Here is a 21,189-nt window from a genome sequence, read left to right on the forward strand (position 1 = left end):
GAAAAATTATTGGGGAATATATAACTGCTTGATGTTCATTTCTTCTAATATAGATTTAACAAGCCCGTGACGGGAGAAAGAGGGCTTTTATATATATTCGCAATCCAATGAAGGGAATCGTTAAAATATTGACCGCAATTTGCTTCCTGTTGCTGCTGGGCGTTAGCTTTTACCGCCTCACAGCTCCGGCGAAAACAATGGCAGCAGATATTGAATCGGCCCTTTGCACCGAAACAGAAACAGAAGCTGCCAAGCACGTGATCGACGAAGATCCCTCCTTTATGGAAGAACACGATCTCGTTGCCTGGATGTCGAATGCGCTTCAATGCTCCCGCAAAACACGCTTCTATGTACATCGTTGCGCCAGTCTGCCCTGGCAACATGGCGATGACCTGTTATTGCCTCCTGAACCCATGAACGCATAAGCAAACGCAGCCGTAACAGCAACGGCCTTGCCAGCTGAAAGCGCACTTATCTATTATCCTGTCGAAGGAGTCAGGATCGTACAGCAGTTATCATCAATTAAAGTCGTACCCACAAGGGGTAACGAAATTCCTCAACCATTAATACGGAAGTATTAATTCAACACGATTATCATGAGAACACACAATAAGGAGACACAGGCAACTACTACACCCGAAATGGCTTTGGACTTTTTGAAGGAAGGAAATCGTCGTTTTGTCAGCAACCTGAAATACAACCGTGATCTGCTGCAGCAAGTGAATGAAACCAAGGAAGGTCAATGGCCTTTTGCAGTGATACTGAGCTGCATCGACAGCCGTACATCAGCCGAGTTGGTATTCGACCAGGGATTGGGTGATGTATTCAGTGTTCGTATCGCAGGTAACGTTGTTAATGACGATATCGTAGGTAGCATGGAGTTTGCCTGCAAAGTAGCCGGTTCAAAACTGATCGTGGTGCTCGGTCACAGCAAATGCGGCGCCATCAAAGGTGCTTGCAGCCATGTAGAACTGGGTCACCTTACAGGCCTGCTCAACAAAGTGAAGCCTGCTATCGAAAAGGTAGAGGAAGAGAGAGGTCAGCAAGCTACTGGTGCTGAGTTTGTAGAAGCAGTTGCCCACGCCAATACACTCATATCACTCGAGGAAATACTGGAACGCAGCCCCATCCTCCGCGAAATGTACGAGAATGGCGAGATCGGACTGGCTGCCGCCTATTACCAGGTAGAAACCGGTGAAGTGAAGTTCATCAAGGAAAAAGTGAAAGCCGGTGAGCTGGTGGCTTAGTAAATAAAGACCGCATTATTGAAATACGATACAACGGCCTTCTGCACCTGCAGAGGGCTGTTTGTTTTTCCATACCACACTCAACCTGCGATCCAATTTTGGCTCGATGGATAATGCCCCCGCAGCCAAGACTCTCAATCCAGCCTGACCTTCTTGATCAATGGCTTCTTAAGTTGTTCTGCATTCGTAAGTGTGCCATCGGGCTGAAGATTTCTCAGCTGACTGTTCGCTATATAATAGAAGTCATTTTTTACGATCACTCCGGTAGTTGGAATGATGAAGTCGGGGTGAAAAGACTGCAACACCTTCACCCGTTCGATGGCATGTCCGGATTGGTCGAGGTAAAACTGTACAATGCGGTCGTCGTTGTTGCCAGAGTCCTGGATGGCGATCAACGAATGCTTGTAGAAATAAAGCCCATCGACCTGGTTGAGGTAAGCAGGTGCCTTCGAAACCAGTTGCGTTACAGAATGATCCCTCAGGTCGATTCGCTTGATGCCCACAAAGTCGGCCACATAAAGTACCTGGGCTTTCTCATCGAGCGCAATCCCATTCGGATAAACAAGTGCACCGCTTTCCATCGCTGTCATAGCACCATCCTGCAGGTTAAGCCTCCACAATTTGCCCGCTTTGCTATCCGTAAAATACAGTACATCGTTACCCGCAAAAACAAGGTCATTGAAAAGGTGAGCCCCGGCCTTATTATCGACCGTGAATTTTTTTCTCAACCTGCCGCTGGCCAGGTCAAAACCAAAGATGCCCGAGTAACCATTCACTGAATCTCTTTCACTGGCGCTGCATAGCCACAAGGTCTTATTGTCTGCACTTACTTTCATGCCCAGCACCATCCATACGCCATCCTGTCCAGGGACGACCAGGTCTTTCTGACTGCCCCCCACACCATACTGCACCACCTTATTTTGAGCCAAACTGCCGACAAAGAATTGCCGGCCATCAGAGGTGGCAGCCATGCCCTCGGGGATCAGCCGCGCATCATTGAGCGTAAAAGCATCCATGCTGTTTTGCACGCTCTTCCTGTTGCTATCAAACTTTTTCACCAGGGCTTTGAACGCAGGATCGGCCATTATACCAGTCAGCTTCGGGTTCTCAACCAGGTTGTAGGGCAACCCTTTATCGCCCAGCTCTTGCAGCAGGCGGATGCTTTGGGCGGCACTGTCTGCCTGGCAATAACATTCGGCAAGTTTGTAGAGAATATTGGGGTGGCGGGTTCCCTGCAGCAATTGATTGCCGCGGTCAATACATTCGGGGAGATTCTTGTTGGCAGCAGCCTGCAAAAATCCTGGATAGTCTGTGCCGTAGCCCTGAGCCGCTGCATGGAGTGTCATCAATACGATCGTCGACGTAACAAGTAGTTTCATGGATGAATAGGTTTCACAACAAATGGTGTATAATAAATATACGACAGAAGCGGGAAGCTAATTACCTTACAGAGAGCCCCGGCGAAATACCGCTCAACGACAGCTTCCACCGTCCAAAGACCCGGTAGGCAAGGATGCCAACTTGCCATGAACCCGGTGAAAAAGAACCTTTTATTGCAAGGTCCACAGGCTATAAAGGATGGTTATTGATTTGTTAACGGGGTGTTTCCGGTGGGGCTCACATGCTCTACCTGCTACATTTGCCGCGCGATGAAGGTTTTACTTAGATTCGTACTACCAATCTGTTTATTACTGTTGCAGGGATACTTTTTTCTGCGACCAACATCGAATCCCGGTCACCACAACCGTGTCCGCATAATCCTTCCGCGGGGCGTCGATCAGTTCACCGCCTTTATCAACAACCACGAACAAAACGCGGGTTTTCAAAAGAATGATCAGCGAAACAACACCCCTGCGCAGGACGAACCCGTGTTGGCAGAAGTGGAGGAAGAGGACGACGATGATACCTCTTCTAAAAAGCATTCGCTGGCGCACAACAATCACCTGTTAACAGCTGGATACCTTAGTGCCGATCTCCTGTTGGCCGACCAGCAACTACGAATTTTCCAGGGGCAACAAACTACTTCGCCAACCGGCAGTAAGTGCATCTTCCATTGTGTGTTCAGGATTTGATCTGCAATTCCCCCCTCTTGCTTTATCCCCGTATTTAACACTCATATCCCGAATTGCTTGCCGCCCTGGTGTTACGCCAGGTGGGATGGAGCTTCTATTGTCTGTACCCAACCCTAACATCGCCGACACTTTAATCACACCTATAAACTTATATGAAAAGTACACTCCTGTTCATGAGCTTGAGCGCAGCTATATGCTATGCAGGCTGCAAATCCGAACATCACGAAAAAGAAGAGTCCACCAAACTACTGGTAACGAGTCCACTCAAGATGGACACCACGATCACCAATGAGTATGTGTGCCAGATCCGCTCCATTCGAAACATCGAGCTGCGGGCGCAGGAAAAAGGCTACCTGCAAGCCATTTATGTAGACGAAGGGCAGGCCGTAAAGCAGGGTCAACTCCTGTTCAAGATCATGCCTACCCTGTACGAAGCAGAAATGCAGAAAGCGCAGGCCGAAGTTGACGTGGCACAGATCGAAGTGCAGAATACCGAGTCGCTCACCGAAAAGAACATCGTATCCAAAAATGAACTGGCCATGGCCCGGGCAAAATTCAACCGCGCCAAAGCCGAGCTGTCGCTGGCCAAAGCACACCTGGCATTTACAGAGATCCGTGCACCCTTCGATGGATTGATCAACCGCCTCGAAATGAAATTGGGAAGCCTGGTAGAAGAAGGCGAATTGCTGACCCGTTTGTCCGACAATAGCCAGATGTGGGTGTACTTCAATGTATCCGAACCCGAATACCTGAATTACACAGCACACAATGCCGCTAAAGAGCGTAAAACCGTGAACCTGCTCATGGCCAACAAAGAAAAGTTCAATCATGCAGGTACCGTGGAGACTATCGAAAGCGAGTTCAATAACGAAACCGGCAATATCGCGTTCAGGGCCACTTTCCCCAACCCCGAAGGAAGGCTGCGCCACGGCGAAACCGGTAACGTGCTGATGCAGGTAGCCCTGAAAGGTGCCCTCATCATACCCCAGAAGGCAACGCTCGAGATCATGGACAAACGATATGTGTTTGTAGTAGATAAGAACAACGTGGTTACGCTGAAGCCCATCACCGTGGCGGCCGAAATGTCCGACTTGTTTGTGGTACGCGAAGGGCTTACCGAGAATGACCGCATCCTGCTGGAAGGTCTGCGCAAAGTAAAGAACAATGACAAGATCGCTTACGACTTTGAAGAACCCAAAGCCGTGATCGCGCACCTCGTATTGCCGAGCGAATAATTCTGTACCACCAAAAAAGTAAGAGCATGTTTAACATATTTATGAAGCGGCCGGTCTTCGCGATCGTGATCTCCCTTGTTATCATCTTTATGGGGATACTGGCCATCAATACCCTGCCCACCTCACAGTTCCCTTCTATTGCGCCACCCCGTGTGATCGTGAGTGTGGCCTACCCCGGCGCCAGCGCCGAAGTGCTGGTGCAATCCGTATTGATCCCCATGGAAAAAGCGGTGAACGGTGTGCCCGGCATGAAGTATATCACATCCGATGCAGTAAGTGCCGGTGAAGCGAATATCCAGGTAGTGTTTGACCTGGAAACCGATCCCAACCAGGCCGTCGTAAACGTAAAGAACCGGATTGAGCAGGTCACCAGCCGGCTGCCCGAACTGGTACAACGGGAAGGTATTACCGTAAACATCCTGCAGCCCAACATGCTGATGTATGTGAACGTATACAGTACCGATGCCAAGGCCGATGAAAATTTTCTCTACAACTATGCCAGCATCAATATCCTCCAGGAGCTACGGCGGGTAAAAGGAATTGGTAGTGCGCAGATCCTGGGTAGCCGCCAATATGCGATGCGCATATGGCTGAAGCCCGACCGGATGCGCGCTTACAACGTTTCTACCGAAGAAGTAATGGAAGCCCTGGGCTCTCAAAGTATCATTGGATCACCAGGCCGTTTGGGAAGAAGCGACGGTAAACGCTCACAGGCCCTGGAATATGTATTGACCTACAAAGGCCGTTACAACAAGCCCGAACAGTACCAGGATGTGATCATCCGCGCCAATCCCGAAGGGGAGATCCTTTACTTGAAAGACATAGCCGAGGTGGAGTTTGGCAGTGAATTCTACGACATCTACTCCAACCTCAACGGTCACCCCTCTGCGGCCATCGTACTCAAGCAAACCTATGGCAGTAATGCGAGTGATGTGATCAAGCGGATCAAGGAGAAGTTGCAGGAGATCAAGACCGGACAGTTTCCGCCCGGCATGAACTACGAGATCAGTTACGATGTATCGAGCTTCCTGAATGCCTCGATCGAAAAAGTAATACACACCCTGGGAGAGGCATTCATCCTCGTGGCCATTGTGGTGTTCCTGTTCCTGGGCGACTGGCGGTCGACCCTCATTCCCACATTGGCGGTGCCTGTATCGCTCATTGGTGCATTCTTCTTCATGCAGCTGTTTGGACTAACGATCAACCTCATCACGCTCTTTGCCTTGGTACTGGCCATCGGTATTGTGGTCGATAACGCGATCGTGGTGATCGAGGCGGTCCATGCTAAAATGGAAGAGGAACATCTTTCTCCTTATCAGGCCACGGTTAAAGTAATTCATGAAATAGCCGGCGCCATTGTGGCGATCACCTTTGTAATGGCAGCGGTATTTATACCGGTAGCCTTCATGTCGGGACCGGTAGGAATCTTCTACCGCCAGTTCTCGATCACAATGGCAACAGCCATTGTATTGTCGGGCGTGGTGGCATTAACGCTCACGCCGGTATTGTGTGCCATGATCCTGAAGAACAACCATGGCAAGCCACGAAAGAAATCGCCCATCAACCGGATGATCGACGGCTTCAACCGACTGTTCGAAAAACTCACCGGTAGTTATACAGGACTGTTGAAAGTGATCGTGAACCGCAGGCTGGTCACATTCGGATTGCTGGCAGCATTCGGGTTAGGCATATTCGGCATCAGCCGTAAACTGCCTTCAGGCTTTATTCCCAGCGAAGACCAGGGTATGATCTACGCGATCATTCAAACGCCACCGGGCTCTACCCTGGAGCGGACGAACGAGCTCTCGCGTCGCGTACAGGAGATTGCCGAAAAGATCGAAGGCATACAATCGGTATCAGCGCTGGCCGGTTATGAAGTGTTGACAGAAGGTCGTGGCTCCAACGCAGGTACCTGTTTGATCAACCTGAAAGATTGGTCCGAGCGGAAGCATTCCGTTACCGAGATCATCGAGGAGCTGGAAGAGAAATCAAAAGAGATACCCGGCGCTACGATCGAATTCTTTGGTCCCCCTGCCGTGCCCGGTTATGGAGCAGCCGGCGGTTTCGCGCTTCGTTTGCTTGATAAAACCAATAGCGATGATTACCGCGACCTGGAAAAAGTGAACGATGAGTTCATGGCCGCGTTGGAGAAACGTAAAGAACTTACCGGACTGTTTACCTTCTTTAGTGCCAACTATCCGCAGTTCGAACTGGAGATCGATAACAAGGCCGCTATGCAGAAAGGGGTATCCATCGGCAAAGCGATGGACAACCTCTCTATCCTCATTGGTAGTACCTACGAATTAGGTTTTATCCGGTTTGGTACCGCGCTGAAAGTATACGTGCAGGCCTCTCCTGAATACCGCGCCTTGCCCGACGACCTTATGAAGTTGTACGTGAAAAACAACCGCGATGAAATGGTGCCCTACTCGGCCTTCATGTCCATTAAAAAGACACACGGCTTAAATGAGATCACGCGGTACAATATGTACACCTCCTCGGCCATCCGTGGTGAGCCCGCAGCGGGCTACAGTAGTGGCGAAGCTACCAAAGCCATCCAGGAAGTGGCAGCACAGGTATTACCGCGTGGGTACGACATCGATTGGGAAGGTCTCTCCAAAGATGAAACTGAGCGTGGTAATGAGGCTGTTTACATCTTCCTCATCGTACTGGGTTTTGTATACCTCATCCTGGCTGCACAATACGAAAGTTTCATATTGCCGCTGGTGGTGATCCTTTCCCTCCCCGCAGGCGTATTTGGTGCATTTGCATTGGTGAAGGTCATGGGCCTGGCCAATGATATCTATGCCCAGGTAGGTTTGGTAATGCTCGTGGGACTGTTGGGTAAGAATGCGGTGTTGATCGTGGAGTTTGCGGTGCAGCAACACCGGGCAGGCGCCACCGTATTGCAGGCGGCTATCGAAGGAGCGCGGGTACGTTTCCGTCCGATCCTGATGACATCGCTGGCCTTTATCGCCGGTTTGATCCCTCTGTTATTTGCCACAGGGCCCGGTGCCATCGGTAACCACACCATTGGTGCGGCATCGGCCGGGGGCATGTTGCTGGGTACAATATTCGGGGTTATCCTGATACCGGGATTGTACTACATATTTGGCAGCCTGGCCGCCAAACGCAAACTGATAAAAGGAGAAGATGAGAATCCATTAACCGAAGAAATCGATCACCATGTTTAGAAACAAATTATATAAAAGCACCGGGGCGATCATGGCCATCGTCCTGGCCTACACGGCCTGCAAGGCGCCGGCTTTGACGACCAAAGAAGTCAATAACAAAGTGCCCGATAGTTATGGGGCCACGCACGATACCCTCAATTCGGGTACCGTGCAATGGAGTACCTTTTTTACCGATCAAAACCTGCGTGCGCTGATCGATACGGCCCTGAAGAATAACCAGGAGTTGAACATCACCTTGCAGGAGATCGAGATAACCCGCAACGAAGTGCAGGCCCGCAAGGGAGAATACCTGCCCTTTGTAGGAATAAGGGGCGGCGCCGGTGTGGAAAAGGTTGGTCGCTATACCAGCCAGGGAGCTGGTGATGCCTCCACCGAGATAAAGCCTGGCAAAGAAATGCCCGAGCCGCTGCCCGATTTTCTCGTGGGTGCTTACGCCACCTGGGAAGTGGATATCTGGCACAAACTGCGCAATGCAAAGAAGGCGGCAGTAAGCAGATACCTCGCGTCGGTAGAGGGCAGGAATTTTGTGATCACCAACCTCATCGCAGAGATCGCCAATTCATATTATGAGTTGCTGGCGTTGGACAATCAACTGGATATCGTAAAGCAAAATATCGGTATCCAACAGAATGCCCTTGAAATAGTGAAGGCACAGAAAGAAGCGGCACGGGCAACGGAGTTGGCAGTACGCAAGTTCGAGGCGGAAGTGCTCAATACCCAAAGCCTGCAATTTGCGATACAGCAGCAGATCACCGAAACGGAGAACAGGATCAACCTCCTGCTCGCCAGGTATCCGCAGCCCATCGTACGGGATGCCCAAGCATTTCAAAAAGATAGGATGGGACCGGTGCATGCCGGTTTACCGGCACAATTGCTCGTCAACCGGCCCGATATCAGGAAGGCTGAGATGGAGCTGGCCGCCAGCAAGCTGGATATACAGGTGGCCAGAGCGCAGTTCCTGCCATCAGTTGGTATATCGGCTTCGTTCGGGTATAATGCTTTTAGTCCGGCCTACTTGTTAAGAACGCCGGAATCGATATTGTATTCACTGGTGGGTGATCTGATGGCGCCCCTGGTCAACAAGAACGCGATCAAGGCCAATTATTACAATGCCAATGCAAAACAAACGCAGGCTATATATCAATACGAGCGTACGATCCTGAATGCGTACATCGAAGTAGCCAACCAGTTGTCCAACATCGGCAATTTGGAAAAAAGTTATGCATTGAAAGCAAAACAGGTAGAAGCGTTGACGCAGTCCATCGACATCTCCGGCGACCTGTTCAAATCGGCCCGTGCCGATTATATGGAGGTATTGCTGACACAGCGCGATGCCCTGGAATCCAGGTTCGAACTGGTAGAAACCCAAAAGCAACAGATGAATGCGTTGGTGAATATTTACCGCGCGTTGGGTGGGGGATGGAAGTAGGTCTCGACTATACCAGCCAGGTCCGGAACATTGGTTCCCGTTCGGTTACCCGGTTATTGATCCCTACATATAGACCCGCAGCCTGTGCTGCGGGTTTTTTTATGGGTAGGGCCGGGGAGGCCCCCCAGGTAGGTTTTTATTGGATTTAATGCCATTCTGCGAGGTAAGAACGTTATTTTTGAAGCGATACTTATTGTAGAATAAAGTTAAAATACAACGTATGCGCACTACCGCCACACACGATCAACGTATTGCCAAAATGATCTTTGCATCGGTCTACCCGTTGTATGTCGAAAAAGTGGAAAAGAAAGGCCGTACAAAAGCGGAATTAGATGAGGTTATAAAATGGTTAACAGGCTTCAACGACAAGAGGCTGCAGGAACTAATAAAGGAAAGAGTAACCTTCGAAACATTCTTCGGGCGCGCTACCCTGAATCCCAATGCGCACCTGATCACCGGTGTTATCTGCGGGTACCGGGTAGAGGAGATCGAAAACCCATTAACGCAGCAGGCGCGGTACCTGGATAAGCTGGTAGATGAGTTGGCCAAGGGCAGGAAGATGGAGAAGATATTGCGTACGGCCTGATTAGTAAGTCCTGGTAAGCGGCTAACAGTGGCCACAGCTTTCGCTGCAGGTTACTTGTTCGGCAGGTTTACTGTTTCAATGTTGAACTTTATGATTGATTTATCCCATGCTGAAAATCAAATTCACTATGTTACGAATTTCCAGGACCTTATTGCTACGCCACTTAGTGGTGTAATGAACGCGATTTGTTGGAGTCGTAACCTGGCAGGAGATTTTTCTGAGATTGTTAATAAGGTAGCGCTAAGCGGAAATATAACGGCCGTTGAACCAGAGGAACTTGGGGAACTTCAGTTGAGTGAACAGGGCCAGCTTGCCCGTGAAATTCTTCTACAAGATTGGAAGTTATTGGAAGATTTTGGCGCATCGCCAGTCCTTAATGTGATCAGGTACTATGATCAGGATGATACCTACCCGTTTTTCCCCACCGATGTTTATTCTTTTCATGTTGATCGGGCGCCTATACCAGTTGATACCTTTTTATGCACCTATTATGGCGAGTCGAGTGAAATATTGCCCAATGCACAAGGCAAAAAGAAAGTACTTATTCCTGAAATAAGAGAGGAACTCAAAAAACTCTATCAGGGACCAGAGGAAGGTTTTGAAACATTCTTAAGTGAACATTGCTTTGACCTGCACTATCAGGCAGAGCCTGATGCCCGTCCGATAAGCCTGGGCCTTGGTAACCTATGGAGATTGGCGGTAGATCATCCTGGAAGTCAGGTCCCGCCCTGTCTACACCGTGCACCAAGGGAAAAATCGGGACAGAGTAGGTTGTTGATGATCTGTTGAATACAAATTCTTATCAGCAGCACGCCACGTAAGCTTGAAGCTGCCATAAAATAAACCCACAGCGAATGCTGTGGGTTTATTTTTCGTCGACTTGCCTATGCAATTTTCGGGTTTGTTCATGTACTTGTGCAGGTTAGGAAATCTCCTGTCGATACGAGACCTTGTCCACGATCAGCCATTTCCCGTCTAACTTTATCAGGTTAAACCGATCGATGAAACGAAAGGTGGCAAATGTCAATTGTACGTGGGCAGATCCCGTGTCTCCGTCCCAGGTATAGGAAAGGAGTTCGGGTTCGCATTTCTGTACTGTTGCCTGGGCAACCAGATCGAGGTATTGCGGCAGCGCCCACTGAACCAGCTTTCCCTCTATGACGGTCCTGATATACGCATCGGGGTGAAAAGCGGCCCGAAGTCTTTCGATGTCTAATACCGGACGTCCTTCCAGGTAATCGTTTAGGGTCAGCTCGATCCGTTGCTTTTCGGCTTCTACTCCAATGTTGCTTGCTGAAATTTCCATGGCTTTTTGCCACAAAACTATCTTAATTGCTTTCTTACCTCCAAATGTATATTCGGTAAAACAAAATGGCCGCTTAAGTGTTTTACGCGCTTATCACCACAAGATCTCCAAAAACTGGAATGCCATCTACAGCGGGCGCAAACTGCGTATAAATTTTTTCTTGCCAGATTGTAGGTCTGGCGGTGGGTGGTTTCTTTCAAACACCCACGGTATTATTGCTGACCCTATTTACCGTTAAAGCTGGAAATGGTATTTCCATCATAACGACATAACCCATCTAATGTGCCAAACCAAATACTCCCATCAGTCGTTTCTAGTATCCCGAAAGTCATTTTTTCTGCTGACTTTATTTCGGTTACAGTGGGCCTTTTATTGGACAAGGAATTTCCGTCATACCGGGAAAGAGCCCAGCCTTGATTGGACGAGGGCTTTCCCTCATTCCGGGGAAGTGCCCAGCCCCGGCTATTATCCATTTCTGAACTAGTCCAGATATTGCCTTTTTTGTCCTCTATTATATAACCAACAAATTGCTGCGTGAAATTGGTAAATGTACTGCCACTATAGCGCCAAAGACCATCAGCTCCACCGAGCCAGATATTGCCTTTTTTATCTTCAATGAGGGTACGGACATTCTTAAAGGGTTTGTCCTCATGGGTGAAAACGGTGAAAGTTTTTCCATCATACACAAAAGTATTGCCTCTTGTAGCAAACCATAACTTGCCTGTTTGGTCTTCAATTATGGAATTAACCTCATAAGGGGGCCTATCCGGGAAAGTTTTCCCTGTTCGATCTTCATTCATTACTTCTCCATCTATGATATAATTCCTAAAGGATTTCCCATCGTAACGGCTCGCTCCCCCAAAAACACCGAACCAGATATTTCCTTTTTTATCTTCATAAATACTACCAATGTCATTATTAAGTAGTCCGTCCCTGATGGTGAAATTTTGAAAGGATTTCCCATCATAGCAATAAACACCTGACCCAATTGAGCCGAACCACAGGTTACCTTTGCTGTCTTCTAAAACAGAAAAAAAACGGGCAGCACTCACTTTGCTGGTAATATTGGTAAAAGATTTTCCATCGTATCGAATAATCCCCTCCCAGGAGGCAATCCAAATGTTTCCCTTTCTATCTTGTATGATATTCCGGGTGATGGATTTAGGTCCGTGGGAGGTAACTGCGGCGTTGATGTCAAGCTTAACACTATCATTTTGTGCCAGGGAGTTTTGAAAAACAAACATCAACAACAAAGCACCTGCGTATGCGTATTTCATAATTGATTTTATTAATTCCTCGAAATTACTTTAATAGCCTTCGGCCTTGGTAATCGGGATTGTAAAATAACAGTGCAAACATTGTAAATAATTGTAAATATCAGGCTGGATGGCTGAAATCTCCTCTCCGGGAGCCGTAAGTACTTGTAAAGAGAGCTGCTCCTGCTGCTTACCCCGATAATTTGCGTAGCTTTCAGTCTGCAAACTGCTGAGCAAATAATATGCAAGAACAAAAAGGGGAACATGAGGGCTTACAGCATGATGAGCTGGGAATAAAGGTTCGCTCAAACGACAATCCTTATCTTTCAGTTGATCTTCAAAAAAAACTTCTGCAACCTCGCAGATTATCCTCTTATTTTATTGTGTTAATTGAAAGCGGTTCAATTACTTACAATTTAGACTTACAAGACATTACGCTTACTGATGGGCACTTGCTTTTTGCAATGCCAAATCAATTTTTTACGCCACCCGCTAAAACAGACGATCTTAAATATTTCAAGCTGCTGTTTGATGAGAATACATTGGCATTGTTGCCGCAACAATTTCCCTTTTTGGTCAATCCTTTAAACGTTCAAACCATCCTTCTTGACAGTCCAGCAAAAGAAAGAGTAATTAAGGTCTTTGGAATTTTAAATCAGATACTTCAGATAGATAAATATGAGACCGACACTGAAATAATATTAGCTTATTTGAACTCATTGCTGTCAGAATTAAACAGTGCTTATTTCAAGAACAAAGAATCCGCCAATCACTTAAACGCTAACCTTTCAAAGTTTATCGAGTTCAAATTAGTCGTGGAAACGTACCTCACAGAGCAACCTTCTATCAACGCAATTGCAGAAAAGTTAGCTTTATCTACCAACAGTTTATACCGGATTGTAAAAGAATATGCCGGAACATCGCCCAAAGATTATTTTATTAACCGTTTGATGGCGGAAGCTCAGCGGAAATTGCGTTATTCTAATACCTCTATCAAGGATTTGGCCTATGAATTGGGCTTTAATGACCCTGATTACTTTTCAAGGCTCTTCAAAAAAAGTACAGGCAAAAGTGCCAGTGAATTTTTGCCCAGGCAAGATTTGTCGGGGAAATAAGATGAATTGTCCATTTTCGCTATTTTTTGGTCCCTTACGTTTGCCTCATAAAATTCACACAAGAAATGAAATTTGCATTAGTAACAGGGGCAAACAAAAGCATTGGCTTTGAAGTTGTACAGCAACTGGCTCAAAAGGGAATGTATGTTTACCTCGGCAGTCGAAATGTAGAAAATGGTATTGAAGCCATTGGTAAATTAAAAGCGAAGGGATTAAGCAATGTAGAAGTTATTCAGCTTGACATTACAGATGACGAATCTGTAATCAAAGCCCGTAAAGAAATAGGTACAAAAACAACAGTGTTGGACATACTTATTAATAACGCGGGTATTTTTGGTGGTTACCCACAAACGGCACTTGACGCAACTATTGACCAGTTTAAAGCGGCTTATGATACAAATGTCTACGGCGTGGTGCGGGTTACACAGGCATTTATTGATTTATTGAAAAAGTCGTCAGAACCTCGTATTGTGAATGTAAGTTCAAGTCAAGGTTCCATTACCCTGCACAGCGACCCAACCTATAAATACTACGACTACAAAGGCGCAGTATATCTTTCTTCAAAATCAGCCTTGAATATGTACACTGTTGTGTTGGCATACGAGTTCAGAAATACCAACTTCAAAATAAATAGCGTTTGCCCGGGATATACAAAAACAGATTTCAATGGACATCGTGGGCCCGGAACGGTTGAAGATGCCGGAAAACGGATAATTAAATATGCGCTGATCGACAATGATGGCCCAACAGGAAAATATTTTAGTGAGGAGAATAATCCTGAAACAGGAGAGATACCCTGGTAACGAAGATGAATCATAAGACCTGAAACAGCAAACCGCTAATAGCGGTGTTTGAAATAAGGCGGCTTGACGTAAGGGGATTCAGCGGAATAAAGAAAACTTTCAAATTCAATCATTTGAAGGGGGCCTTTTTTTATGTCGGGAAGACAGGATTACCTGTGGTGATCCAGTTGCCCTCAAGTTTTACCTAAGAAACGCTGTTTCAACTTCGTCGAAAACGTTTTGTTTTTTCGTCCACTCAGCGGAGCAAGCTCGCTTCGTTGTTGAAAAAACAAAACCCGCAGCTTTCGCTGCGGGTTCCTTTTTCGTCGGGAAGACAGGATTCGAACCTGCGACCCCCTGGTCCCAAACCAGGTGCGCTACCGGCCTGCGCTACTTCCCGAATCCTTAGCCCTTACTTGCGTAAGGACGTTTCGATCTATTTGCCGGTTTTCAGGAGTTTACATCCTGAAGGCTGCTTTCGCAACCGGTGCGGAGAGGGAGGGATTCGAACCCTCGGTACAAGTTTAAGCTCGTACAACGGTTTAGCAAACCGGCCCTTTCGGCCACTCAGGCACCTCTCCTTTTTTCGGGAGGGCAAAAATAAGAGGAAATTCTCAAATAGCAAATTCAAATGCAAGAACCTAAGAATATTATTTTTATAAATTCAATCCCTTAACACTGAATACACTATCCGGTTCTCACCACACTTAAAGCACGGTAACTCCAGATAGGATAATACTTCTCCACTTTTGTATAGGCCGAAATGCCCAACAGCAGTACAAAAGGAGCTTTTAACGAAGGGGCCGACAGCTCCAGTTGAAGGGGCGATAACTCACTGTTAAACGTCGTCATTTCTCCCGCAGCCATTTCCTTGCGCACCTTTCCCTTCGAAAAATTGGGATACAAAACCACCACATGCAACCGGTAATGCGTGATCTTTTCAATATCCCGCTTCGGCGGCACGCGGTCAAGTACGATCTCCACCTGCATCGATTTATCCTTTCGCACTACATTCACCTGGTAAAGATTACTGAGCACATCACGCAACTTGCACTTCATATTACAATCCAGGTTGTTCAACATGGCCGTAGAAGGCTTCAGGCCCTCCTTTGATTGCCGGTAGAAAATGGATAATAACCGCGACCACAGTGTGCCGTCCCGGTATTCGTCTTTCAACTGGTCAAACACTGCTTTAACCTGCACATTCGTCTTCAACAACCGGTCCTTGCATTGCTTCATCGTTTTATTCAACTCGATAGGCGTGTAGGTGCCACGCTCAGCACGGATATGGGCACCGTAGGCCACACTGTTCACATGTGTAAAGCCCGCAATTGTACCCTGCAGTTTGAACATGGGCGAAATATTCTTTGCCATAGCAGATCGTTTTAAGTTTGGTTTTTAATAGGAAAGCATACAGCAGGTATGTACGAAAAAGAAGGTTTGACAGATGTTTCAGAGACCTTGCAGAGACATTGCAGAGACCTTATAGAGACTTTACAGAGACCCGGGCCTATGCCGTCCCGTAGCCGCCCCCGGTCTGGCCCTTACCCCTCCTTCGTCCCCAGGTATTCGCCCGCCCCCTTGCCATCTACGACCTCCGCTTCCGGCAGCACACCGGCTTTGCCACCTCCCTCCACCACCCGCACCAAAGCTGTTTTCAGATCAATAAGCCACTTGTTACTGCATTAAGTATTTGAAAAGCATGATATTATAGCCAAGGTGGAAACCTTGTCAACCTGTGCCCGCAAACTAGCCCTGATCAGGTTCGTCAATTGGCCCCCAGGCTCCGCACGGCAGCACGGGTCGCTCAGTCAATTTTCACTCCGGGTTTCGCACGCCAGCACTGGTCGCTCCGTCAATTTGAAACCCCGGCACCGCCTGCCAGCACTGGCAGCCCATCCAATAGGCACCCCTGGGTGCTGCAAGCTTTCATTAATCAATAGTTAAGACGTCCGCCACAACCCCAATTAGCAGGATCTTTGCCTGATAATCAGGTATTAAAATTGTATTAGTATCGCAGAAATTCTTTTCCACGCCCAACCACAATCCATTAATATTGTTCCCTCATCCATAAAAACACACTTATACTATGGCAAATAATACCAATAATCGGCGCGAGTTCCTTAAAACAACCGGAAAAGCAGGTCTCGCCGCTGCCTTGTCCATTCCTGTTCTCGACAGTCTCGCCTTTGGCACACATGATGCACCGATCGTAAAAGCAGGTAATACCCCATACGAGCAGCAACCGCTTCCCTATGCGTATACCGCACTGGAGCCTGCTATCGACGCGCTCACCATGGAGATCCACTATACCAAACACGCTGCTACCTACGCCAAGAACCTGGCCGACGCAGTAGTGGCAGAGAAAGTAGATACCAAAGCGACCTCGCTCGAAGCGCTCCTGGGCAACATTTCAAAATATTCGGCCAAAATGCGCAACAACGCAGGTGGACACTATAACCACGAACTGTTCTGGCAAACATTGAAATCGCCGGCAGATGGTAACAAACCATCCGGCAAACTGCTGGCAGCCATCGAAAAAGACTTCAACTCCTTCGATGCCTTCAAAACACAGTTCAGCGATGCCGCCAAGGGCCGCTTCGGCAGCGGATGGGCATGGTTGGTAGCTGGCAGGGATAAAAAACTCTCCATCGTGTCAACACCCAACCAGGATAATCCGCTGATGGATGTTGCTGATGTAAAGGGGCTTCCCATCCTCGGCCTCGATGTATGGGAGCATGCCTATTACCTTAAATACCAGAACCGCCGTCCCGATTACATCACTGCCTGGTTCAACGCCATCAACTGGGAGAATGTACAGAAGAGAGCTACTGGAATCATTCTCTAAGCAATTCGATGAACATATATGCGAAGAGGGCAGCCGAAAGGCTGCCCTCTTCGCATATAATGATACGGCATCTTCAGGTATAAAACTGCCGGGCCTTTTTCAGAATAGTATGCACCGTCTTAACAGGAACATCCTTATCCATGTCGAACAGCAGGATCTTCATACGTGCCCGCTTTTCAAGGATCAATGAGGGATGTTCTATCCTGCCGCCTTCCACAATACCAAGATAAGGCTGCTTGTATTTCTTGTGCACCCACAGGTAGCAGAACATGCGGCCCTTGTAATAATAGAAAGGCATACTGTATTTCCATTCTTCTGTAATATGCGGGTCAAATTGCAACAACAATTGCCGCATGGCCAGCAGGTAGCTTTTCACCGGCTCTTCCTTGTCAAGAAAGAATTGATCTATAGCTCTAAGCATAGAAATAGTACATAAACGTTTAGCCCCAAATGCGATACTGTCCTCAAATATAGAGCTTACCGCTTAAGTGCACTGCGGGTTTACACTTAGTACCCGTAACATTGGCTTAACTTAAATCAAAATAAACACAACTTTAACCCACAAATTTTGTGATTCGCAGAAAATCTTGTTAACCTTGCTCTCGCTTTTTTTTAGTAGCATAGCAGGCTCCCGTCAGTAGCAAAGCAACCCCACCCAACCAACCCTTAGTACAAGCTCCGTACAAAATTGAAAACTCACCTGTAACAAAAGTGTGTTCCTTGATCGTACCATCATGCTTAGCATGAGTTAAACCTTACTGTCATTCCGTTAAACCATTATCTATGTCCGGGCAAGCATCCTATGCGTTCCTCATTAACCTTATTTGTCTTGGCGCAACCGCCATTGACCCCGCATCGACCGTCTCAACAACCAATAGCCCCGTTCGCCTCCAGGCTACCATGCCAGCTCCTGCAGGCATCAACTCTTTGTGCCTCGATGAATGGTCGGGACACAAGGAGTTGATCCTGCAAAAACGCGATAGCCTCAATTATGCCATCCTCGACAAAGAAAAGCTCAATACCTCCCGCGAAAAAATACAGCAGGAGATCGCCCTCCTCAAACAAAGATGGCTGCTGCTCGATAACGTGATCAAAAGAGTATCGATGCTCGAACACAGCGATGTGGAATACGTATTGAAGTCAACTACAAAAGGAGAGGGCTCTACTTCCTGGGATACGAGAAGAAAATGTATCGTGCTCACCGTAGGCTCAACGGCCAATTTTATACACGAAGCCATGCATGGCTGGCATTACGAAACCGGCGAGATCATGTTCGATGCCAATTTCGACAAATCATACCTGGCCGATCTGGTCGATGAAACGGAAGCCTATAAGGCACAATTTGCCTATGATCCCGCATCCATCACCAGCCTGCGTTCCAAAACAATAGCGTATGCAATAAGTGATATCACCACCGAATGGGTAGCCGGCCTGCAATCTGCCGACGGAGAAAAGACTTACAAGGAGCACAGTCGCATCCGCGTCAATATCAATTCCCCCAAGCCTGTATTGCTCATGGCCTATCCACACCTCGAAAGTCAGTTCATCAACTGGGCCGATACCTGGACCATGAAACAGGTACCCAATACCATCTACAAAAAACATCCGGTGGCGGAACCGGTCGAGTAGGGGCAAAAAAAATACACCGGTGCAGTCCGGTGTACTTCAAACACATAAACGAAAACTATAGCTGAAATAATTATTTCACTTTGTTTACCACAGTTTCTTCAACATAGCTGCGGTTCCTGTTGATTTGGTAAACCTCAGCTTTATCGTTCTTCTTAGACCTTACTTCTACATTCAATACGCTGTCACCGATCTCTTCAATGTTCAACATGAATTTCTTGGAAACATTGCTACCCTTAACTTTCGAAGAGTAAAGGATGTTCCCATACTCATCGCGGAAGGTGATCGCGAACTCGTCTTCTTCAGCATTCTTCAGGTTCAGTTGGAAAACGGGTTGATTATCGTAATTACCCAGGAACTTCAGTTCGATAGAAGAAGTTACGGGCACTTTTTCGCCATTGGCTAAAGTGGTGTTCGAAAAGGCTAAAGTAAAGGCTACAAGGGCTACGAGGCTAAGGCTCAGGTTCTTGATGATGTTTTTCATACTCTTTATATTTATATATTTTTTACGTAATTGATTCGAAGGCTGGCAATCGGTTGGAACTTACTGCATTGCTTTCTGCGCTGCGTGGCCTGTGGCATCAGGCTTTAAGGTTCGGTGCGTTCGTTTCGAAGGAGCGTTGGAGCTTTTTAGTGATTCCCTTCGTTCATGATGCAAACTTACAGCGCGAAATACCCCTCCACAAACCAACAAATGCTCCGTTTCAGGATGCTAAACCAGTGATAGAAATGTTAAAACCCTTGTCTGTCGGGCGTTTCAGCCAGAGGAGGCAATGATGCCCAAGCCCATTTTGACCTCAAATATTATTTAATCGTTATGAGAGCTGATTCATATTAGCCCATATCACTATTTGAAGACCGTTTACAGTGTAACTCACAGGTCTACCTGCCCGCAATAACAAATACTTCATCTGTTTATGCTTGTGAGTACCGATTTTTTTATATTTTGTCTTGCCCTTTGAAAAACCCAAAACCCTTTAAAATATGCTTGCGCGTACCCTGAATACCGAAGCCATCTATACCAGGATCATCCTGCCATCGTTTACAGTCATCTATCTATCATAAGCAGTCATATTTTACCGCCGGGCAGCCGGGATAGGTTTTTTTATTATCATTTTCATCGGCGATCCGTAATAAATTCCCTGATACCTAAACTAATAAATTACCAATGGCAATCAATTTACAGAAAGGCCAAAAGATAGATATCGGCCTTTCCAACATCAGTGTGGGATTAGGCTGGAATCCCAATGAAGGAACAGGCAATGCATTCGACCTCGACGCATCCGCATTCCTGATCGATGCATCGAGACTCATTCCTGCCGAAGGATACTTCGTATTCTACGGCAACACCGATTCGCCCGATGGTTCGGTGCACCATACCGGTGATGACCCTACCGGCGGTAACTCTGCCGGTGGTGATGATGAGAGCCTGGTAGTTGACCTTACCAAAATAGATGCTGCCATTTCGGAGATACTCTTCGTGGTAACTATCCATGATGGCGCAGCACGCAGACAAAACTTCGGCCAGGTACGCGATTCCTACATCAGGCTCGTAGACAATGGCAATGGAACCGAGATCGCTAAATATGAACTGGGCGAAGACTTCTCCATCGAAACCGGCGTTGAGTTTGGCCGTCTGTACAAAAAAGACGGTAAGTGGAAATTCGAAGCCTCCGGCATCGGCTACAAGGAAGACCTCGGCTATTTCCTCGGTAAGTATTATAAAGGCCAGATCATCAAATAAACCCGAACCACCATCAATAAAATATCGCCAGCTGGCGCAAGCCACTGGCACACCCTTTCACAACAACCTTTAAAAAACAAATCAAACCTTATTTATGGCTATCAACCTGGTAAAAGGACAAACCATCGACCTTAGAAAAAATGACGGCGGAGCAGAATTTGATCTCGCCACCGTAACCATTGGATTGGGATGGGATATCCGCCAGCAAAAATCAGGCTTCCTCGGCAAACTGCTGGGAGGCAAACAAGAAGACTTTGACCTCGATGCAGTGGCATTCCTGCTCGATGCCAATGGCAAAGTGGCCAACCTGGGCGATAAGCTCATCGGAGGCGACGTGATCTTTTACAACAGCCCCAAGCACCCATCAGGACAAGCCTGGTCAACCGGTGATAACAGAACAGGCGCCGGCGATGGCGATGATGAGCAACTCGTCTTTAAGCTCAACTCACTCGATCAGCGCTTCGATAAGATCGTTTTCGTGGTATCCATCTACCAGGGCCGTCAGAAGAACCAGCATTTCGGAAACGTGGAGAACGCCTTCATCCGTGCCGTAGATACCCGCGGCAAAGAGATTGCCCGCTTCAACCTGTCTGGCGACGCCACCTTTAATGGCATGTGCTCGATGGTGTTCGCAGAAGTATATAGAAAAGACGGCAGCTGGAAGTTCAGGGCCCTCGGAACGCCCCACCAGGCCGACTCATTCGTAGAAATATTAAAGCAATACGTCAACGTATAAACAACAACCCATT

General features: G+C 47.4%; 20 protein-coding genes and 2 tRNA genes. 14 read left to right on the forward strand and 8 right to left on the reverse strand.

All coding sequences use genetic code 11. From position 1 onward, the window contains the following. Positions 1-107 precede the first annotated feature (107 nt). Positions 108-425 carry a hypothetical protein gene (locus P2H89_RS04600; protein WP_275825356.1) on the forward strand — a complete coding sequence of 106 codons (318 nt, stop codon included), beginning with the start codon at positions 108-110 and terminating at the stop codon, positions 423-425. Between the two features lie 171 nt (positions 426-596). Then, positions 597-1,247, forward strand: a complete 651-nt coding sequence (locus P2H89_RS04605; protein WP_275825357.1) for a carbonic anhydrase family protein — start codon at positions 597-599, stop codon at positions 1,245-1,247. A gap of 134 nt (positions 1,248-1,381) precedes the next feature. Here the strand turns inward: P2H89_RS04605 and P2H89_RS04610 are convergent, their stop codons facing one another. Continuing rightward, on the reverse strand, positions 1,382-2,626 hold the full coding sequence (locus P2H89_RS04610) for a hypothetical protein (RefSeq protein WP_275825358.1): 1,245 nt from the start codon (positions 2,624-2,626) through the stop codon (positions 1,382-1,384). A gap of 270 nt (positions 2,627-2,896) precedes the next feature. On the opposite strand from P2H89_RS04610, the gene P2H89_RS04615 reads away from it, so the two are divergent. The 6 genes from P2H89_RS04615 (at position 2,897) to P2H89_RS04640 (ending at position 10,552) form a co-directional block, all read left to right on the forward strand. Continuing rightward, positions 2,897-3,319 carry a hypothetical protein gene (locus P2H89_RS04615; protein ID WP_275825359.1) on the forward strand — a complete coding sequence of 141 codons (423 nt, stop codon included), beginning with the start codon at positions 2,897-2,899 and terminating at the stop codon, positions 3,317-3,319. Between the two features lie 152 nt (positions 3,320-3,471). Beyond that, positions 3,472-4,554, forward strand: coding sequence for an efflux RND transporter periplasmic adaptor subunit (locus P2H89_RS04620; protein WP_275825360.1), 1,083 nt, complete (start codon positions 3,472-3,474; stop codon positions 4,552-4,554). 26 nt (positions 4,555-4,580) lie between these two features. Next, positions 4,581-7,748: an efflux RND transporter permease subunit gene (locus tag P2H89_RS04625; RefSeq protein ID WP_275825361.1), complete on the forward strand. Its 3,168-nt coding sequence runs from the start codon at positions 4,581-4,583 to the stop codon at positions 7,746-7,748. Next, entirely contained in the window at positions 7,741-9,177 is a 1,437-nt protein-coding gene (locus P2H89_RS04630; RefSeq protein ID WP_275825362.1) for a TolC family protein, read from the forward strand. The genes P2H89_RS04625 and P2H89_RS04630 overlap by 8 nt, the downstream gene beginning before the upstream one ends. 220 nt (positions 9,178-9,397) lie before the next feature. Next, positions 9,398-9,763: a DUF2200 domain-containing protein gene (locus P2H89_RS04635; RefSeq protein ID WP_275825363.1), complete on the forward strand. Its 366-nt coding sequence runs from the start codon at positions 9,398-9,400 to the stop codon at positions 9,761-9,763. A gap of 27 nt (positions 9,764-9,790) precedes the next feature. Further along, on the forward strand, positions 9,791-10,552 hold the full coding sequence (locus P2H89_RS04640; RefSeq protein ID WP_275825364.1) for a hypothetical protein: 762 nt from the start codon (positions 9,791-9,793) through the stop codon (positions 10,550-10,552). 133 nt (positions 10,553-10,685) lie between these two features. Here P2H89_RS04640 and P2H89_RS04645 read toward each other — a convergent pair whose 3' ends face one another. Next, complete coding sequence (locus P2H89_RS04645; protein WP_275825365.1) at positions 10,686-11,069, reverse strand: nuclear transport factor 2 family protein; 384 nt, start codon at positions 11,067-11,069, stop codon at positions 10,686-10,688. Between the two features lie 224 nt (positions 11,070-11,293). After that, positions 11,294-12,346 (reverse strand): two-component regulator propeller domain-containing protein, encoded by a 1,053-nt coding sequence (locus P2H89_RS04650; protein WP_275825366.1) that lies wholly within the window; start codon positions 12,344-12,346, stop codon positions 11,294-11,296. Positions 12,347-12,567: 221 nt separating this feature from the next. Here P2H89_RS04650 and P2H89_RS04655 point away from each other — a divergent pair, with 221 nt between their 5' ends. Next, positions 12,568-13,440: an AraC family transcriptional regulator gene (locus P2H89_RS04655; protein ID WP_275825367.1), complete on the forward strand. Its 873-nt coding sequence runs from the start codon at positions 12,568-12,570 to the stop codon at positions 13,438-13,440. Positions 13,441-13,505: 65 nt separating this feature from the next. Beyond that, positions 13,506-14,243 carry an SDR family oxidoreductase gene (locus tag P2H89_RS04660; protein WP_275825368.1) on the forward strand — a complete coding sequence of 246 codons (738 nt, stop codon included), beginning with the start codon at positions 13,506-13,508 and terminating at the stop codon, positions 14,241-14,243. 305 nt (positions 14,244-14,548) lie between these two features. Here P2H89_RS04660 and P2H89_RS04665 read toward each other — a convergent pair. The 3 genes from P2H89_RS04665 to P2H89_RS04675 form a co-directional block, all read right to left on the reverse strand. Continuing rightward, positions 14,549-14,622, reverse strand: a tRNA-Pro gene (locus P2H89_RS04665). A 90-nt stretch (positions 14,623-14,712) separates the two neighbouring features. Then, positions 14,713-14,803, reverse strand: a tRNA-Ser gene (locus P2H89_RS04670). A gap of 106 nt (positions 14,804-14,909) precedes the next feature. Further along, positions 14,910-15,596, reverse strand: coding sequence for a hypothetical protein (locus P2H89_RS04675; protein ID WP_275825370.1), 687 nt, complete (start codon positions 15,594-15,596; stop codon positions 14,910-14,912). A gap of 715 nt (positions 15,597-16,311) precedes the next feature. Between P2H89_RS04675 and P2H89_RS04680 the strand changes: the two genes are divergently transcribed. Next, positions 16,312-17,070 (forward strand): superoxide dismutase, encoded by a 759-nt coding sequence (locus tag P2H89_RS04680; protein ID WP_275825371.1) that lies wholly within the window; start codon positions 16,312-16,314, stop codon positions 17,068-17,070. A gap of 73 nt (positions 17,071-17,143) precedes the next feature. Here P2H89_RS04680 and P2H89_RS04685 read toward each other — a convergent pair whose 3' ends face one another. Further along, positions 17,144-17,491 (reverse strand): DUF1801 domain-containing protein, encoded by a 348-nt coding sequence (locus tag P2H89_RS04685; RefSeq protein WP_275825372.1) that lies wholly within the window; start codon positions 17,489-17,491, stop codon positions 17,144-17,146. 362 nt (positions 17,492-17,853) lie between these two features. Between P2H89_RS04685 and P2H89_RS04690 the strand changes: the two genes are divergently transcribed. Continuing rightward, positions 17,854-18,699, forward strand: coding sequence for a hypothetical protein (locus P2H89_RS04690; RefSeq protein ID WP_275825373.1), 846 nt, complete (start codon positions 17,854-17,856; stop codon positions 18,697-18,699). Between the two features lie 70 nt (positions 18,700-18,769). Here the strand turns inward: P2H89_RS04690 and P2H89_RS04695 are convergent, their stop codons facing one another. Further along, the gene (locus P2H89_RS04695) at positions 18,770-19,180 is read right to left on the reverse strand and encodes a hypothetical protein (RefSeq protein ID WP_275825374.1); all 411 of its coding nucleotides are present in this window, start codon (positions 19,178-19,180) and stop codon (positions 18,770-18,772) included. Between the two features lie 684 nt (positions 19,181-19,864). Between P2H89_RS04695 and P2H89_RS04700 the strand changes: the two genes are divergently transcribed. Both P2H89_RS04700 and P2H89_RS04705 read left to right on the forward strand, forming a co-directional pair. Then, positions 19,865-20,440, forward strand: a complete 576-nt coding sequence (locus P2H89_RS04700) for a TerD family protein (RefSeq protein WP_275825375.1) — start codon at positions 19,865-19,867, stop codon at positions 20,438-20,440. A gap of 94 nt (positions 20,441-20,534) precedes the next feature. Then, a complete protein-coding gene (locus tag P2H89_RS04705) occupies positions 20,535-21,176 on the forward strand; it encodes a TerD family protein (RefSeq protein ID WP_275825376.1) in 642 nt (213 codons plus the stop codon). Positions 21,177-21,189: the final 13 nt, after the last annotated feature.

Origin of the sequence: Paraflavitalea sp. CAU 1676 (assembly GCF_029223285.1) — a bacterium.
In the GTDB taxonomy this organism is placed as follows: domain Bacteria; phylum Bacteroidota; class Bacteroidia; order Chitinophagales; family Chitinophagaceae; genus Paraflavitalea.

Bases quoted from the DNA above. Each gene is read 5' to 3' on its own strand.
- P2H89_RS04645 (WP_275825365.1), bottom strand. From the start codon at position 11,069: ATGGAAATTTCAGCAAGCAACATTGGAGTAGAAGCCGAAAAGCAACGG.
- P2H89_RS04680 (WP_275825371.1), top strand. From the start codon at position 16,312: ATGGCAAATAATACCAATAATCGGCGCGAGTTCCTTAAAACAACCGGA.
- P2H89_RS04625 (WP_275825361.1), top strand. From the start codon at position 4,581: ATGTTTAACATATTTATGAAGCGGCCGGTCTTCGCGATCGTGATCTCC.
- P2H89_RS04705 (WP_275825376.1), top strand. From the start codon at position 20,535: ATGGCTATCAACCTGGTAAAAGGACAAACCATCGACCTTAGAAAAAAT.
- P2H89_RS04605 (WP_275825357.1), top strand. From the start codon at position 597: ATGAGAACACACAATAAGGAGACACAGGCAACTACTACACCCGAAATG.
- P2H89_RS04620 (WP_275825360.1), top strand. From the start codon at position 3,472: ATGAAAAGTACACTCCTGTTCATGAGCTTGAGCGCAGCTATATGCTAT.
- P2H89_RS04685 (WP_275825372.1), bottom strand. From the start codon at position 17,491: ATGCTTAGAGCTATAGATCAATTCTTTCTTGACAAGGAAGAGCCGGTG.
- P2H89_RS04660 (WP_275825368.1), top strand. From the start codon at position 13,506: ATGAAATTTGCATTAGTAACAGGGGCAAACAAAAGCATTGGCTTTGAA.
- P2H89_RS04690 (WP_275825373.1), top strand. From the start codon at position 17,854: ATGTCCGGGCAAGCATCCTATGCGTTCCTCATTAACCTTATTTGTCTT.
- P2H89_RS04615 (WP_275825359.1), top strand. From the start codon at position 2,897: ATGAAGGTTTTACTTAGATTCGTACTACCAATCTGTTTATTACTGTTG.
- P2H89_RS04630 (WP_275825362.1), top strand. From the start codon at position 7,741: ATGTTTAGAAACAAATTATATAAAAGCACCGGGGCGATCATGGCCATC.
- P2H89_RS04655 (WP_275825367.1), top strand. From the start codon at position 12,568: ATGCAAGAACAAAAAGGGGAACATGAGGGCTTACAGCATGATGAGCTG.
- P2H89_RS04600 (WP_275825356.1), top strand. From the start codon at position 108: ATGAAGGGAATCGTTAAAATATTGACCGCAATTTGCTTCCTGTTGCTG.
- P2H89_RS04635 (WP_275825363.1), top strand. From the start codon at position 9,398: ATGCGCACTACCGCCACACACGATCAACGTATTGCCAAAATGATCTTT.
- P2H89_RS04610 (WP_275825358.1), bottom strand. From the start codon at position 2,626: ATGAAACTACTTGTTACGTCGACGATCGTATTGATGACACTCCATGCA.
- P2H89_RS04695 (WP_275825374.1), bottom strand. From the start codon at position 19,180: ATGAAAAACATCATCAAGAACCTGAGCCTTAGCCTCGTAGCCCTTGTA.
- P2H89_RS04700 (WP_275825375.1), top strand. From the start codon at position 19,865: ATGGCAATCAATTTACAGAAAGGCCAAAAGATAGATATCGGCCTTTCC.
- P2H89_RS04650 (WP_275825366.1), bottom strand. From the start codon at position 12,346: ATGAAATACGCATACGCAGGTGCTTTGTTGTTGATGTTTGTTTTTCAA.
- P2H89_RS04675 (WP_275825370.1), bottom strand. From the start codon at position 15,596: ATGGCAAAGAATATTTCGCCCATGTTCAAACTGCAGGGTACAATTGCG.